Genomic DNA, 15,783 nt, shown 5'->3' with positions numbered 1-15,783 from the left:
TTATGAAAAATTATATTAAAAAATGGAAATCATTAAACAAAAACGGTCTTAAATTATCTCTTATTTGTGGCTTAAATTGGCTCGTTAGGTTTATTGCTAAAAGTCAATTTTATCTCTTCTCAGCTGGATTTTTAGGCTTGTTAACTTATTACATGCCACAAGATATCCAATTCTTTACGCTGAGGGTTTTAGAGTTGATAATTGCATTTACAATGGGCATTGGTTTTATTAATTTGGCATTATCAAGAGGGGGTAAAAAGATAAGACACGCTATTCTAATAAGTATCATGTACTTATTCCTTCTAGCTGGTAATAGTTATATTAAAGAGCACACTTTGACAGAATATATGGTTAATCGTCTTCTTTCAGTTTGGATCATTAGCCTTGTTTTCGCTGTTCTTGTAACATTCATTCAGCCTAGATTATTTAGATACTATCTTTTTAAAAATGTCATCAATAAAGAGTATCTAGGAATACGAAAATTAATAGATGACTTACCTCCACAATCGAATCTTTATGTGGATGCTGATGAAAAAGATGCGAACAAACGGATGCGAATGATCAATCAAAGAGTCATCAAAGAGCCGTATCAAAATGTTGTAGAATTGAGCTTTTTGAACAGAGAAATGACGACAGCTATTGCCTATAAAGCGGTACCGTTTCCTGAAAAAATGGAACGTAATTTTATTGAATGTGATACCATTTATTATCCTGTATTTAGAGTCTATCCTTTCGGTAAGAAGGTTGACTTTTATCATAGACTCCTTCAGATAAAGTTGAGCAGAAATGCAGCGTTCACGAAAAGTGCAAGTATATCAATTCTGAAAAGTTCAGATCTTAGTTAAACTAATATTGCTCCCTAATTGAGATTAGGGAGTATTCTTTTCTAAATTTTTTTGTCCCCTTAACACACAACTTACTACTATCTCTTATACTAAAACTAATTAAAGAAAAGGAGGCCTTCAGATGGCAAAAAAAGATCTGATTAAAATTGATAATGAACTGGAAGAAGCTAAGAAAAAAGTAGCATTTTTAGAAAATGAACGTAAGGCTGCCGAAGAAAATCTTCAAAAACAAATTGGTAAAATCTACGTACAGATACAATTAAAAAAAGACAAAAATCAAACTTATGATTCAATCCTAGATGATCTCAAAACAGAGCTGGCGATTATCAAAGAAGAGGAAAAAGAGAAGCGCCAGGCAGCTAAAATGGCGCAAGAAGCAGGAGAACAAAACACCTAGATGTTCTCACTTCTCAGCTGAAAAATCACTCTGTTTGAATTGTTAAATCTAGTGTGTGTTTGTAGCTGTTACGGTGTGTATAGGTGTGTGTTTTCGCATTCGTTGTGTGTGTAGGTGTGTAAACGCAGTGTGTGTAAGTAGGCGTAGCCGAGAAAATTACCGGTACGGGAAACGTTGATACTATCAACATATCACGCCTAGTGATATCAGTTTCCCTTATGCTCTTTTCTAGCACAGCACACCCAAAAGGCATTAGCCGCAACAGTGTGTGCTTGTGTGTGGAAAAACCGCAACAGTAGAACCTTACAGGTTCGTGACGTTGCGAGGTTGAGGTTTTCTTTTTTGCTTCTTTTTTCCTTTTGCCTCGCCAAAAGAAAAAAGAAGGGCGTCTAGCTGATAGGAAGGGCGGTAACTGAAATGGCAAAAAGCCACCAAACAAGAATTGAAATTCGAGGACTATCTGCTCAAGAGGTAGATTACTTAAAGGCCCTTGCGAGGGAAGCCAAAGCAAAATCATTGAATGAATTTTTGCTTGGCATGTGTCGTGAAAAAATTGAAAAAGGTCAGTTCAATTTTGTTGAAGCGAACTACCTTGCTCATTTAGAAAATATGAAACTGACATCAGATCATGTCTTGCTTTTGACTGAAAAGCAGACAGGTCTTTTGTCTGTTTTTGAAGAAAAAATGACCCGCTATGCAGATCATATTTCGAGGTGGTTAGAATATGAAGGAGAGGTCGATAGCAGTGACTAAAAATTTTATTATACGTAATGTTCCTGAAAAAGTATTTACGCAATTAAAAATGATATCGAAAGGATATGAGTATTCATCTTTTAATGAATTTATGCTGGCCCAACTTCAACGAATTGTTGAGAATGATGGATTGGATTTATATGATAACAAGTTTGCAGAAACGCTGGCAGACATTAAGGAACAACAAGCGAAAATCTTGGAGATGTTACTTAGAAATGAAATCAAGTTATTAGGTTGCAGCGCCAAACAAGATATTGTAGAAGAGCTAACAGTAGATTGGCTTCGTTTCATGGATGATGTTGATGCACTTGGCGCTGAACGAGGAGGAAGTCGCTTATGAAGAAAAATAAATTCTTGTTAGTCAGTATTATATTTACGGCCATTCTTCTAGTGCAGCCACAAAATTTTCAATTTTTAAAAAGTACGTTCACTCAAAATGATTTGGCCAGTCAGTTGAATATCTCAGATTCTCCTGAAGAAAAAAATGCCGATTTGAGAAACGCCCATCACACCCAGAATGAGGAATTAAAATCAAAAGTATTTGATGGTCAAGAACAAATAATTGTGGTCAATGAACGAGCACAGTTTACGACAGAAGAATTGAGTTTAGAAAATGGTTCCTGGGAAAACTATAGTGATCTAGATTTTTTGAATCGTGTCGGAGTTGCTGAGGCAATGCTAGGCCAAGATTTGATGCCGACAAGCGAACGTGAAGAGATTTCATCTGTGAAACCTACTGGCTGGAAAAATAAAAAAATCGTGTTCAATGGAAAAGAAGATTATTTGTATAACCGCTCACACTTGATTGGTTTTCAGTTAAGCGGAGAGAAAGCAAATGTAAAAAATCTATTTACAGGAACACGGGCACTCAATGCAAATCTTGATGATGAAAAATCGTCAATGCTCTATTATGAAAATTTGGTTGCCGACTATATTAGACAGTCGGGCCATCATGTCCGTTATCGAGTAACCCCACTCTTTAAAAATGTGGAATTGGTGGCACGTGGTATTCGTCTGGAAGCACAAAGTGTGGAAGATGATACCATATCATTTGATGTTTATATTTTTAATATCCAACCAGGATATGAGATTAACTATTTGACAGGTACTTCAGAAAAATTACAGTGAGGATAATATGACAAAAAGAATCAACGTCTATTTTAACGAAGAGACATTACAGAAGTTCAGTGAAATAAGAAACTACTTGGAAGAAGAAATGGGAGGCAGTTTGAACCGTCAAAGTCCTAATCATTCGGCCACAGTTGTTAAGGTGATTCATGCTTTTCATAAACTGTTTTTAGAATCAGGAGAAAAGCAACCGTTCGCAGAACGGCTGTCTCGGCTGGAAAAAAATTTGGCCAATTCAGATGAGCAAAAAATTCTAAAATCAATTCGCCATCAAATGGACCAGCTGCTCTACTTGGAGCTGACCAATTTTCATGCACTCACGAAAGGAAATCAGTTTGACATTCAAGATCTGGAGTCCATTCACTCTCATTTTGATCCAAAGCAAAATGAATTGATCGCACGTATTGACGATATTATTAAAGAGGATGTTAGTCGAGGACAAGTAATCAAACATTCTCATTGAGGTTCTAAAAATGACAGATATTATTGACCTATATTTAGAGACAGGTGACTTTCATGAAGCAGTAAAGAAATCTGGCTTACCGACTCATGTTGCTCACTTACAATTGATTAAAAGCGGCTGCTTAAAAATTCAAGATAAAATTCAGTATGGTTCTCGGACTGCCCGACTTGGAGGAATGGCTGAAGAGCTTTTTCAAAAGTATGTTCCTGAAGCAACAGATGCCAATAAGTACTTCAAGAAAAACAATCCTGTCTACGATTTCTGGTTTGATGGTTTAACAATTGATGTGAAGTATAGTTCGCTGCACAAAAGAAAAGATGGAGACTCTTATCATTGGCAATTTAGAGTAAAAGGAGATCAGGACTTCATAGTTGCCTTTCTAGAACGAGAGAGTGGTTTGGAATTAGAACAACCAAATATCTTATTGGTTCCAATGCAATTTATCGAGGAAAAGAAGGAGCTGCATATTTCTCCTTCTGGTCCATGGTTTAATGGATTCAAGGTTGAAGCTGAAGAGTTGCAGCCGCTGCTGAAAGACTATGCTCGATTAAGGAAAGATGGTTTATTTTAATTAGAGAGTGGTGAAATGATGAATACGTCTTCTAGCCCGAATATCACGTTCATGCTGCAATATACAGAGGCAAATAGCCAGTATGTTGATTACACTAATCGTAGCGAAGCGGTCAAAATAGATGAGGAACTATCTTTAGAAATCAACCGACAAATGATTGAAGGATTGACTGAGGCGGAGTTGAATCGTATCCAGGAAGCCGTTCCTGAAACACAGTTAAACTTTCGAGAGTATATTGATTATATGAACCGTTCTTACGCTACAGAATCGCAGTCAGAAGAACTGACTGCTGTCTTTACGCAAGAAGCCGACTATCTTCAAAAGCGACGGTTAAAGGATTTGAAAAATCAGTTAGAGGCCGCTTACCAAAATGGATCTCTACTTTGGCAGGGTGTTATCTCATTTGATAATACTTTTCTAGCTAAACAAGGTTTATATGATGTTGCGACTGGACAAGTTGACCAAAAAGCAATCAAGACTGTTATGCGTGATATGATGCCAACACTCATTCAGAAGGAAAGACTTTCTGACTCGGCTTTCTGGTGGGGGAATATCCATCTTAATACTGACAACATCCATATCCACTTTGGTTTATCAGAGGTTGAGTCAAATCGTGAAAAAATCTTTTATCGTCCACGAGGTCGGATGGAATATAAGGGAAATTTTTCTCAAAAAACAATCAATCGATTTAAAAGTGGTATCTATCACGGGCTTCTAAAAGAGGAGACACGGTCAAATCTTCTGCGAAAAGAGCAGGTGCTGGCTAACCTTAAAGCTAATTTACTAACTTCAGTTTACCAGGAAGACAAAATTACCTCTTCAGCTGAAAAAAATTTTTTGGAACAAGCCTACAATCACTTGCCAATGGGTAAGAAGTGGCGGTATGGGTCTAATGCCAGGGATTTTGCGGTGAGTAAGTTCTTTTTGGATCGTTACCTAGATTCTTATTTGCAGAATGAAGGAAATGGTGCCTATCAAGAGTTTCTACAGGAAACTAGAGAGTTTCTTGCGACTTATGAGGGTGTCTATTCAGCTGAAAAAAATCAAGCCTATGAGAAGATCCGAAAGGTTGATGGAAGAACCATTCGGTCATTGTCAGAATCGAAAGGCTATGATCTAGAACATCATCTGGCCCGTCGAGTTATGGATCTAAGAGAACGGTTGGCCAATAATATCCTTCGTTCATTTAGAGAGGCAGCCCCTCAAATTCAAAGCCTTCAGCTGGAAAAAAATTTGGATAACTTTTCTACTCTGAACCAGGAAAAAATATTAGAACGACTACCTGAAGCCAGTGTAGTAAAAAGCAAAGAAGCCTGGCAAAAACTAGGCTATTCAGTGAAGGCTGGAGAAGAAGCGCTTGAAATTATAAAACCTGTGTACGGGGAATATGATGAAAACGGCAAAGGAATAGGTCGGCCAGATTTTGTAACAGACTATGTTTATGATGTCAGTCAGCTGACAGAGAATATCCAGATGAAGACTATGACCCTAAGGGAACTATCCTTGTTATCATCGGATGAGCTAAACGAGCTAGTTGATGCTGCTAAATTGAAATCGAATCCAACCGAAAAAGAACGTCGTGAATTAGGGACTTTCCGATATGCTTTGAAATTGAGTATGCTGGAATCAAGTCAGAAAGAATTACAGATCCAACAAAAACTCTTGGACCAGCTTCAACCTATAGCTTCTGATCGGCCGTTTATAGATTTTAAGAAACAGTCAATCAATCAGGAATTGGAAGCAATTAAGCTACAGCTTACCCCGAATTTCAAACTGTCTGATGAGCAGCAACTACTAAGACAACGCTTAAAGAATCAATTCGAGGATAGTGTTGCACTCCCTATCAAAAAGGCTACTGCTGGAACTATCCAGCTTCCGATCAGGCAGCTACGTACAGAGATAGATTTTGTCAGTCGACTTCAGGATGATAGTATCCTATCACTTCTGAAGGGATCTGCGACTACAAAAGAAGCCTATATTGTTGAACTTCAAACTCATATCTCTATTTTTCAGCTGAAATACCAGATTAACACACGAAACCAGCAGATGGAACGACTATCAGATGAATCAGCTATCAAGCAGCTGAGGGTAGCTAATGCCCAGGGCTTTTCAGAATTGAAACACTTATATGCTAAATTACAACCGACTGAAGAAAACCAAAGTCAGATTGTTCAAGCTGTTTTTAAGCAATTGCAGGAGCGGAAAGTTGTTAAAAAAGCCCAACTGCAACAGTCAAAAGGAACTGCAAGGATAAATACAAACTTCATGCGACAGCTAACAGCTTCATTAAAGCGGTCTCAACAAGCAAGTAAAAAAGCCCTTATGGACCGTGTTAGAAGTGATGAACGTGAGCAGCAAGAAGAGCGCAAACAAGCTCAGCGATAATCAGTCATTGATGTTTTATCAATGGCTTTTTTATCGAAAATCACCTCAATTTGTCCTCTTAACACAAGGATTTTGATTATCCCTTACACTAGAACTGACTATAGAAAAAGGAGGAACAGACAATGTTACATTTCCCAGGTGTATCAGAAAAAGAGTTTGATTTTGATGCTGATTGGTTGGTAAAAGCAACCGATGATATTCAAAAGAAAATTCTTTTTGTCGGTCAAGGAAAAAATGGTGATCTAGAGTTAGAACTTGATTACCAGGCTAATCCAGAGCAGTTTGAGAGTTTTTCAGTTGGAGAACTTGTTCAACTACCAAGAGAAATTTTCCTGGTACCTGAAATAACACCTTACCAACCACAGTACGAGTGTTTTTAGTGAATGAAAGGAGTCTTTATGGCAGAAGAACATACACAGCAGCTATCATCACGAGGAAAGAGCCGTCGAGAGAGGGTCGAGTATGCCAGGTCACGTGATATTTTAGATGTTGCTAATGAACTTAATATTGAGCTGGTTCAATCAGGACGAGACTATCGCTGGAAAGAACATGATTCTATGGTTGTTTCTCCTGAAAAAAACATGTGGAACTGGTTTTCACGTCATCAGGGTGGTGATGTTATTGCTTTAGTTCAAACAATAAAAGAAGTTGACTTTAATCAGGCGATTGATTTTCTCAATGACGGCACCTTTAAAGAATTTACAAAAGTCGAACATGTGCAGGAACTCTTTTCTTATTATCTGGCTCCTTATGAGCAGCCGTTTGAAGCTGCTAGAAGCTATCTCAAAGACCAACGTGGGCTTTCAGATGAAACCATTGGTTTTTTCTTTGAAAAAGGGGTACTTGCCCAGGCTAATGCCAAGGTAAACGGAAGTATCGAACCCGTTGTTGTCTTCAAATCACTTGATTTTTCAGGTGAGATTGTCGGAGCTACACTACAAGGTATTGAAGAAAATTGGGAGAAATGGCCTGAACGTGGCTATGCTAAGAATATTGTCAGAAACTCAGACGGTATTATTGGTATGCACGTAGATATCGGCCAGCCTAACCGCCTTATCTTTGCGGAAAGTGCAATTGATCTAATGTCTTATTATGAATTACACCGAGACCACCTTCAAGATGTGCGGTTAATCTCAATGGATGGTCTGAAGGAAGCAGTTGTGGGCCGACATGTGGCGCAACTCCAGTCGGAAGTTTCAGGACGGCCTCTGACCTGGAGCCATGATCAGCTGGCGGAAGGTTTGCAGACTGCGATCGATAACGGTTTCTTTGCAGATGACAAACATGCGGATTGGATTACTTTGGCAGTTGACAACGACGAAGGTGGACGGAATTTTATCGACTCTTTGCGTGAAAAAGGGGCTACTGTTACAGAGGATTTACCTACTTTGAGGGAAGGACAGGTAAAGGCTGACTGGAACGATGCACTCAAGCAGCCACCTATTGATAATAGTCGCTTAGGTCAAGCTAGACGAAAACTAGATCGTTTGAATCAGGAATTCTCAGATGCTACAGAAGCAGTTTATGGACATGCGGCGCAGACCAATGGCCAGCCAATGAATGATAAACGTGGCGGTGCTAGATTCTTTAAACGTCAAGAACAACTGGAGAATAGAGTCTTTGATAAGTTGGATGAAATCAAAAAGCAAAAAGAACGTATTGAACGGCTAGAACAACAAGCAGAGTTCAAGGAACAGGGGCTCAATCGTCAAGGAACAGGTCTTGAGATGAGTGTCCAAAATATCCCTCGGATAAGAGAAGAACTTGAAAAGGCGGAACGTGGGGAATCAATGTATACCAAATCCACCCTTAAACGCTACCGTGAGGAGTTAACTCGTCTGGAGAAAATTTCAGAACAGCTTGCAATGACAACCATTCAACCAGGTGCTCAAGCCTTGATAGAAGCTGGCAACGTAACACAGTGGGAAAAACAGCCCAATCTGTACTTTGTAAAAGGACTACGTCGAGTAGCTCTTGAACTTGGTGAAGATGGAAACTTTAGAGAATCCGCCAGATACCGTCCACGTACTGCTGAAGAACAAGATCGAGTTAATGAACTATTAGAACAACAGGGCAAGAACGAGGGTGAACCTCAGATTTCCACAGTTGAAGCAGAACACAAAGAAGGGTCAATTCATGGGCAAACAAACGAGGGACAAGGTCTTCTATTTGAAAATCTTGTCGATGTAATACCAGCTTCAAATCATGCAACGGTACCAGAATTACAAGTTGTTTTTGATTTCTCAGAGAATCCAAAATTGTCTAATCTGTATTCTTCAGAAGAGGTCATCCCTTATAATGACTTCATAGCTAAGCTATATGAGGAAAATGAGTGGCAATCCATCAGTCCAGACTTAGGATATGATAAGACTTATTTTGCTTTGCAAGACGAATCAAGGAATCCTTTAACCCCCAAAATCCGCTTTGATATTGGTAGCGAAACTGAAGATCTCTCTGAACAATTGAGTCAGGATTTACCGAGTCCGTATTTGGAGTTGGCTCAAAAGGCAGATCATGACTACCATGCCAAAGTGTCCTATGATACTTTTAAAGCTAATCAAAAAGGACTATCTGAGGCAGTTCAAAGTCAAATTCAAGCGGGTGTCTTGCAGGTTACCCTCTCAGATGATGCCTATTTCTATACCTTGGTCAACTATACTGGGTGGAGCCATCCTTTGCAGCAGTTGAAACCCAAAGCACTAGAGGGATTGAAAGAGTATCGTGCATTCTTTGAATCCATCAACGATACTAATATTGAGCGGTTTAAAGAAAAAGGTACACCTGAACAGAATCGGATGTACGATATCTTAAAAAACCTTCAAAAAGATTTAGGTCGTTCAAATACTTCTACGGTCTTTTCAGAAGAAATAGCAATCAGTGCCTATAATCTTAATCGAAAATTAGAAAGTTTGACAGCTGAAAATTGGGCTAGTAGCATTGTAGATCCACTAGGCTCACTAGGTCGTGATGTATGGAATATTATCAATTACCCTGCTAACGACATTGTGACTGGAGATACAGACTACTATTTCCAGATAGTCCCCTATCACCTGCTAGAATACCTTAACGGTAAAACTGGAATTGTTGAAATATCTCTGGAAACTTATAATCATATTCTTCAACAGTTGAGAGACGAAGAGATCATTATTGCTCCTGAAACGCCTGAAGATGTTGCACAGGTAGAACATGGGAAGAAATCAACAGCTGAAGAAACAGTGCATGAAGCCCCTGCTTTATCGTCGGGAGGCTCAGAAGTTAGTCCAGAGGACCAAAAATGGCTAAAGGAGAACTGGGAGAATATTCGTTTCACTGTTCAGCTACCAAAAACTATCACAGGAAAAGATGAGGCCTCTTTCCAAGATCCAGAGCAGCAGCCAAATTTGCAAATTGTTTTTCAATCGTCTGGAGAACAGGTGATTTTAGATAAATACGAGCCAGGAGAAATTGTTCCTTACGATATATTTGTGAAAGATCTCTATTCGGAAAATAGGAAACGACTAGAGGAAGCAACTGAATTACCTACTTTCCCAGTACTACACCTACCAGGAGATGAAAGTGGAACCTGGTTTGGTCTGCTAGACGAGAATGGGAACACCTTAATTGAAAGATTTAGGTACGACATTGGGGTAGAAAATGAGACGATTTCAGAAAGATTGGAGCGCTCAATTCCCGCCGAATATCTGGAAATTGCACAACAGATAGATGCCCTATTCCCGAAAATATCGTTGCCAGAAGTTGTTCTAGAAGAATCAGGGATCCCCGTCACCATATATTCAGAGCATCAAAAGATTGGAACCATCGACCTCGACGATTTATTCAACAAAGGCGATTTAGGAAACATTTCAGATGAGCTAGGGTATGGTTGGGCAGTCAATCCAAGCAGAATGCTTGCAGTTATCAATGATGAAACATTGAACCAAGTTCAAGTAGATAATCTTATTGAACGAATGATTGAGGATGGGATAAGTGGTGTTGATCTTAAACAATATCTGGATAATCCTGAATTTTCTTTGAAGAGTTATGCTGAGACAGGTGATATTGGCTTGCAGGAAAAAGAAAAAGCCCAAGAAGGGCAATCAGAGCAAAATAAAAAGGAGAGGACCAATGTTAGTAAGGGTTCTTTACAGCCCGAAGCTGAAGGCAGTGCCATACCCGTGCCATCAGATGGCACCTTTGGGCCAGCTGTTACCAGCCACCCGACGTTATCCTCTCGTTACTTAAAGTTTACCATAGATAACGGCTATGTGTCAAATGTCAGAGATGGCTACCATGTGATAAGCCAGAGAGAACTGGATAAACTCAATAATTTTGCACCTTCCATTCAGGAAATGGCCAACTGGTATCGAGATAATCTAGCTTCATCAAATATATTGTATGTGGTTCAAAATGGTGCTGAGACAGATATTGTACGTCTGACTTTTGAGGAGAAAAATTTTTCGCATCTAACAGGCATTCAACCTGTAGAAAAAAATCATAGTGCTGCCAAGACTTTACACGATTTTGCAGAGGGGATAGGGCATTACAATAACATTCTACTGGCTAATCAGAATAACACGTTCAAGAAGTTAGGTGTATTGCCGAACTTAAAGGCAGTTCTTAATCCAGTATCCTTTTATTTCGATGATTTAGAAGAAATAAAACGGTTTAGACGTATGGATGTTTCGAGGGCAATCAAGTCAGACGATGAAGACATTCTACTTGCGTTTAGAACTGTAGACGGGACTTCTTACCCAGCTACCTTACTGAAAGTTAAGGGAGGAGTAAAGGCTGATATTGATTCGGTAGAAGGTAAAACCATCCTTGGAATCTATCGTGAACGTGCTGGTCAGATTGAGCAGATAGCTGTCAACGAAGAGCTGGTAAAGGATAACGGTAAAGCGATGTTTGAAGTCTTGAAAAATCAAGAGTACGAAGAACCAGACCAGGATATAGCAATAGAAGAAGCTCAACAAATAGTAGAGGTTTCCACAGAACAGTTCACCCAAGTATTGGATGCTGTCTATAACGTTGGTGCCCCGGAAAGTCTTGAACGCATTCCAGAAGAGCTTCATGCGGTCTGGAATCGTTACTTTAGCTATGCTGAAGAGCATGGCGACGACTTAGGGAAAATCATTGCTGCAGCGGACGGTGATCAGCTGTTGGATAAGACCTCAAACTTCTATCAAGAGTGGCATCAGGACCAGATATACCAGAATGATTACCATGTACGTCTTCAGTGGGCGGAGGAGTGGCCAGAAGGCCCTCAGATTCCATTTAAGGAAACAGAGCTTGTAGCCTACCAAACATTCATTGAAACGTTGTATGAGCAAAATCAAGCTTTCTATAAACGTCATCAAGACAGTATGGCAATAGTTAATGAGACAGGAAACCAAGAGGCATATATTCCATTTACAAAAGTGAAATTTGATATATATGCTCCTGGTGGGACACTGATTAAGTCAGATGTTCGCTATAATATTGGTGATGAAACAGAACCGATTTCACGTCTGCTTGGTTTAGGCTATCGTCGTTTAGAAGGCCAACCTCAACTAGCTGCTATTGATAAACAGGTCCTTTCTCAGCTGGAAAATCAGGAAGTGAATCAGGAAATTTCTACGGAAGCTAATGAGCAGAGCTTGAAGGCGACAGAGATAATTCCTGATGAAAGTGGTCATTCCAGGGGGAATTTCCATTCGCCTAATGAGGCTATGAAGGTTGGATTGACTCAACGGGTTGAAGAGATAATGGCAGAGGATGCAGCCAAGATTTTAGTTTCTTCCATTCCTCAAATCCAAGAAAGTTTATCATTTGAAGGTAACTTGATTGGCACTTCTCAGTTGGATGGCCGAATGCTATATATCAACCGAGAAGACTTTGGCCAAGATTATCATTTAGAATTAGCAGTTCACAGTCCAATGATGATTGAACAGTTATCTGATACCCAGGCACCTTGGACCTTGGCGCTTATCAAAGGGGACGAACCACTTGGCTATGTGGCCTATGGTAGTGACTGGGGCAACGACTTCCAAATTGCAGAAGAGTTAGAGAAGTTTGCTGAACAAATAGGATCAGAAAGAGTACCAGAAGGCCTGTATAAACAGGAAGAAGTGGATACCTTCCTTGCTACAAGTCAGACAAATGAAAATACTCAAAAAGAGTCGAAACCAGCAACTTCAGACGAACCCTTTGACTATAGCAGTGCCACTGCCTACGAAATAAGCGAACATGCTTTCCAGAAAATTCGTGAGTATACAAAATCACCAGAAGATATGTTGGAGTATATGGACTTCATGAGTAAATTCCCACAACTATCACCACGCAACGTCGCTCTAATTCATGACCAGTGGCGTGGAGCAAATGTGGTCGCAACCTATGACCAATGGCAAGCAATGGGAGACGTTTTAGGAATTAAGCCAGAGGACGTTATCCAAACCAAGGCAGTATACACCAACAAGCGGACGGGTGAAACTAAGGAGGTCCTTCATCAAGGTTTGTCAGTCAAAACAGGTGAAAAGTCGCAGATCACTTTGTTTAGACCGTTGATGGTTAAGATGATTCCAGTCCTTGATGAGAATGGTCGCCAGGTAAAAAATGACAAAGGAAATCCAAAGTATAAGAAGGTCTCAGAAGCATCAGCACAAGAAAAGGCTCTAGTGAAAGAAGGTAAGATTCCTGTACGTCAATTCCAGGAAAGGGATCCTAAAACAGGTCAAGCACGTTTTACGACTTACAAGGTCTTTGAACTATCACAGACTACACTGAAGCCAGAAAGTTATCCTAAAGCCATGCCTAACCGTCACTACAACTTTAATGTTGATAAGGTTAAGACAAAAGAAGTGCTGGAAGGCTTGTGTGATTATGCTGAAAGCATTGGGGTTAAGATGATGAAAGATGAGGCTCGTGTTTTAGGTAATGCAAAAGGTGCCTTTTTCCCAGGAGAACAGCTCATTTTGATCAATCCAGACAATACACCTGGAGAAAAAATTGCCACAACCATTCACGAGTTAGCGCATGCCACACTCCATAACCCTAAATTAGCTGAGCAGTATAAGGAGAACCTTCCGAAAGGTCAAAAAGAACTTGAAGCCGAGATGACCAGTCATCAAATTTCAAAACACTTTGGCTTGGATACTTCCGAGAAAGCTATCGACTATATAGCAAGTTGGACAAAGAATTTGACAGTCTTAGACGATAAGCAGTTGGCAGATTCATTGAAACGAATTCATAAAACAGTTTCTACGATGCTGAAGCAGGTTGAAACTCGCACCAAGCCTTATCAGGTTGGGAAAATGAGAGGACAAGCACCAAATTTTCCTAAAGCCCAAGTGAAAGGGCCTAGTCGATAATCAATCAGGCACTCTCTTTCGAGGGTGCCTGATTGTATATAAGAAATAGCGTAAAAAGTTATATAACAATTTATGTTATTTTTAATAAAAAGAATTAAGTGTCCTCTTAACGCACAAATTATCATTATCTCTTATGATGAAGCTATCAAGAGAGAGGAGATAAGATATGGTAACAGTGATTCTAGCTGAGAAAGAAACACAGGCAGTGGCTTATGCAGAGTGTTTGGGCAAGGCTAGTAAAAAAGGAAAGGTACACATTATTAAACAAACACCCTATTTTTCAGATGAGGTGCATATCATTGCAGCAGAGGGGCACTTGTTTGAATATGGGCTACCCAAGGATAACTGGGATTTGGATAAACTACCATTGGTCGATGTTTCCTTTAAGCAGACCTTAAAGCAGGACAAAATATCTAAAGATACTTTCAAACAGATCTATCAGGAAGTAACAGCAGCGAGTCAGGTGATTATCGGTACAGACTCTGATAGGGAAGGGGAGCGGATTGCCTATTCAATCTTGTCCCACATTCCAGAAGGGAAAGATAAAGTAACTAAGCGCCTATGGGCCAACTCGTTGACTATACGAGGCCTTCAGAAAGCCTTTCAAAATTTAAGAGAACCTATGGAAACCTATAACTACTATCTGGAAGCTGAAGCACGTGCACAGTCAGATTGGCTAGTAGGCATGAATTTGTCTCCTCTAGTTACTTTAGAATTACAAAGTAAGGGGCGACTTCCAAAAGGGAAGGGAAATAGTTTGTCTGTCGGCCGTGTTCAAACTCCAGGAGTACGGCTAATCTGTGAGAACGATATAGCGATTCAAAATTTCCAGCCAGAAACCTATTGGAAATTACAATTGCAAGATAAGGAAACGGAGATCAGTTTCACAAATAAGGATAAGTACTCAGATAGTGAACTTATCCTTACAACGTCACGAGAACTAAGCACAGTTTCTACCGTTTCTTCAGTTGAAACAGAAGAGAAACAGAGAGCAGCACCACATCTATTTAATCTATCCGATATTCAGGGATTAGCGGCTAGACAGTGGGGATTTGAACCAACTAAAACAGAAAGCATAATAGAAAGTCTCTATTTGAAAAAATACTTATCTTATCCTAGAACAGATACTCGATATATCGATGAGGAAGAGTTTAGCTATTTAAGAAACTACCTGAAGAGTTATCAAGAGGCGATTAATTGTCCTTTTGAACCAGTAAATATGGAACCAAGGGAAGATTATGTTAATCCTAAGAAAGTAGCCAAAACAAGTCACTATGCTCTTATTCCAACTGAGAATATCCCGAACCTAGTAACCCTGAAGCCAGAAGAAAGGCTAATCTATGAAGCTGTTGTTCGCAGAACCCTTCTGATGTTTGCTGCTGATTGTCGCTATCTAACAACGACGGTTGAAGTGGAAAACCAGGGGATGGTTTTCAAAACAAAAGGCCGTCAAATGATTGACCCAGGTTGGGCCGCTCTTAGCCAGCAAAAACTAAAAGGGGATGTAGAGCTACCAGATTATCGTATAGGAGATCAGTTTGAGACAAATGTCAATATCCTTGAGGGAGTGACAAAGCCACCAAAGAGGATTACAGAAAGCCAATTGATTAGTGAAATCCTACCCAAGTACGGCTTAGGTACACAGGCAACTAGGGCAACCATGTTGAAAACCATTCAAGATCGAGGTTATATCAAAAAGGACAAGAAGACAGGGCAATTATTCCCAACGAATAAGGCTTACCTCTTGATTCATTACCTCTATGATAATGAGTTTGCCAGTCCTGAAACAACAGGCGGATGGGAAATGTTTCTATCTCAAATTGGAGAAGGAGAGATAAACCCACGTGAATTTGTGGATGCTATCAAGGAAAAATTAACGCATCAAATTTTGGCCGCAAAAGAAAGGAGAGATTGAA

10 protein-coding genes and 3 pseudogenes are annotated in these 15,783 nt (G+C 39.7%); all 13 read left to right on the top strand.

What is annotated here, in order from left to right:
* Positions 1-2: 2 nt before the first annotated feature.
* The 13 genes and pseudogenes from CWM22_09140 to CWM22_09080 all read left to right on the top strand — a co-directional run bounded on the left by CWM22_09140 (position 3) and on the right by CWM22_09080 (position 15,782).
* Positions 3-845, top strand: coding sequence for a hypothetical protein (locus CWM22_09140; protein AUC92048.1), 843 nt, complete (start codon positions 3-5; stop codon positions 843-845).
* Positions 846-966: 121 nt separating this feature from the next.
* Positions 967-1,242: a hypothetical protein gene (locus CWM22_09135; GenBank protein AUC92047.1), complete on the top strand. Its 276-nt coding sequence runs from the start codon at positions 967-969 to the stop codon at positions 1,240-1,242.
* A 417-nt stretch (positions 1,243-1,659) separates the two neighbouring features.
* Complete coding sequence (locus tag CWM22_09130; GenBank protein AUC92046.1) at positions 1,660-1,995, top strand: hypothetical protein; 336 nt, start codon at positions 1,660-1,662, stop codon at positions 1,993-1,995.
* Positions 1,988-2,335 carry a hypothetical protein gene (locus CWM22_09125; protein AUC92045.1) on the top strand — a complete coding sequence of 116 codons (348 nt, stop codon included), beginning with the start codon at positions 1,988-1,990 and terminating at the stop codon, positions 2,333-2,335. Before CWM22_09130 ends, CWM22_09125 begins: the two co-directional genes overlap by 8 nt.
* Positions 2,332-3,123, top strand: a complete 792-nt coding sequence (locus CWM22_09120) for a DNA-entry nuclease (GenBank protein ID AUC92044.1) — start codon at positions 2,332-2,334, stop codon at positions 3,121-3,123. The genes CWM22_09125 and CWM22_09120 overlap by 4 nt, the downstream gene beginning before the upstream one ends.
* A gap of 7 nt (positions 3,124-3,130) precedes the next feature.
* The gene (locus tag CWM22_09115) at positions 3,131-3,586 is read left to right on the top strand and encodes a hypothetical protein (GenBank protein ID AUC92043.1); all 456 of its coding nucleotides are present in this window, start codon (positions 3,131-3,133) and stop codon (positions 3,584-3,586) included.
* A 10-nt stretch (positions 3,587-3,596) separates the two neighbouring features.
* A complete protein-coding gene (locus tag CWM22_09110) occupies positions 3,597-4,157 on the top strand; it encodes a hypothetical protein (protein ID AUC92042.1) in 561 nt (186 codons plus the stop codon).
* Between the two features lie 18 nt (positions 4,158-4,175).
* A complete protein-coding gene (locus CWM22_09105; protein ID AUC92874.1) occupies positions 4,176-6,542 on the top strand; it encodes a hypothetical protein in 2,367 nt (788 codons plus the stop codon).
* Between the two features lie 122 nt (positions 6,543-6,664).
* Positions 6,665-6,922, top strand: a complete 258-nt coding sequence (locus tag CWM22_09100; GenBank protein ID AUC92041.1) for a hypothetical protein — start codon at positions 6,665-6,667, stop codon at positions 6,920-6,922.
* A gap of 18 nt (positions 6,923-6,940) precedes the next feature.
* Positions 6,941-7,978: pseudogene (locus tag CWM22_09095) on the top strand (hypothetical protein).
* Positions 7,979-9,052: 1,074 nt separating this feature from the next.
* A pseudogene (locus tag CWM22_09090) lies at positions 9,053-9,715 on the top strand (hypothetical protein).
* 2,976 nt (positions 9,716-12,691) lie between these two features.
* A pseudogene (locus CWM22_09085) lies at positions 12,692-13,867 on the top strand (toprim).
* A gap of 166 nt (positions 13,868-14,033) precedes the next feature.
* A complete protein-coding gene (locus CWM22_09080; GenBank protein AUC92040.1) occupies positions 14,034-15,782 on the top strand; it encodes a DNA topoisomerase III in 1,749 nt (582 codons plus the stop codon).
* Position 15,783 lies beyond the last annotated feature (1 nt).

The sequence above is a fragment of the Streptococcus suis genome (assembly GCA_002831545.1).
GTDB lineage: Bacteria > Bacillota > Bacilli > Lactobacillales > Streptococcaceae > Streptococcus > Streptococcus suis_P.
The sequence above is the reverse complement of the archived record's forward strand: the minus strand, read 5'-3'. Positions and strand labels throughout refer to the sequence as shown.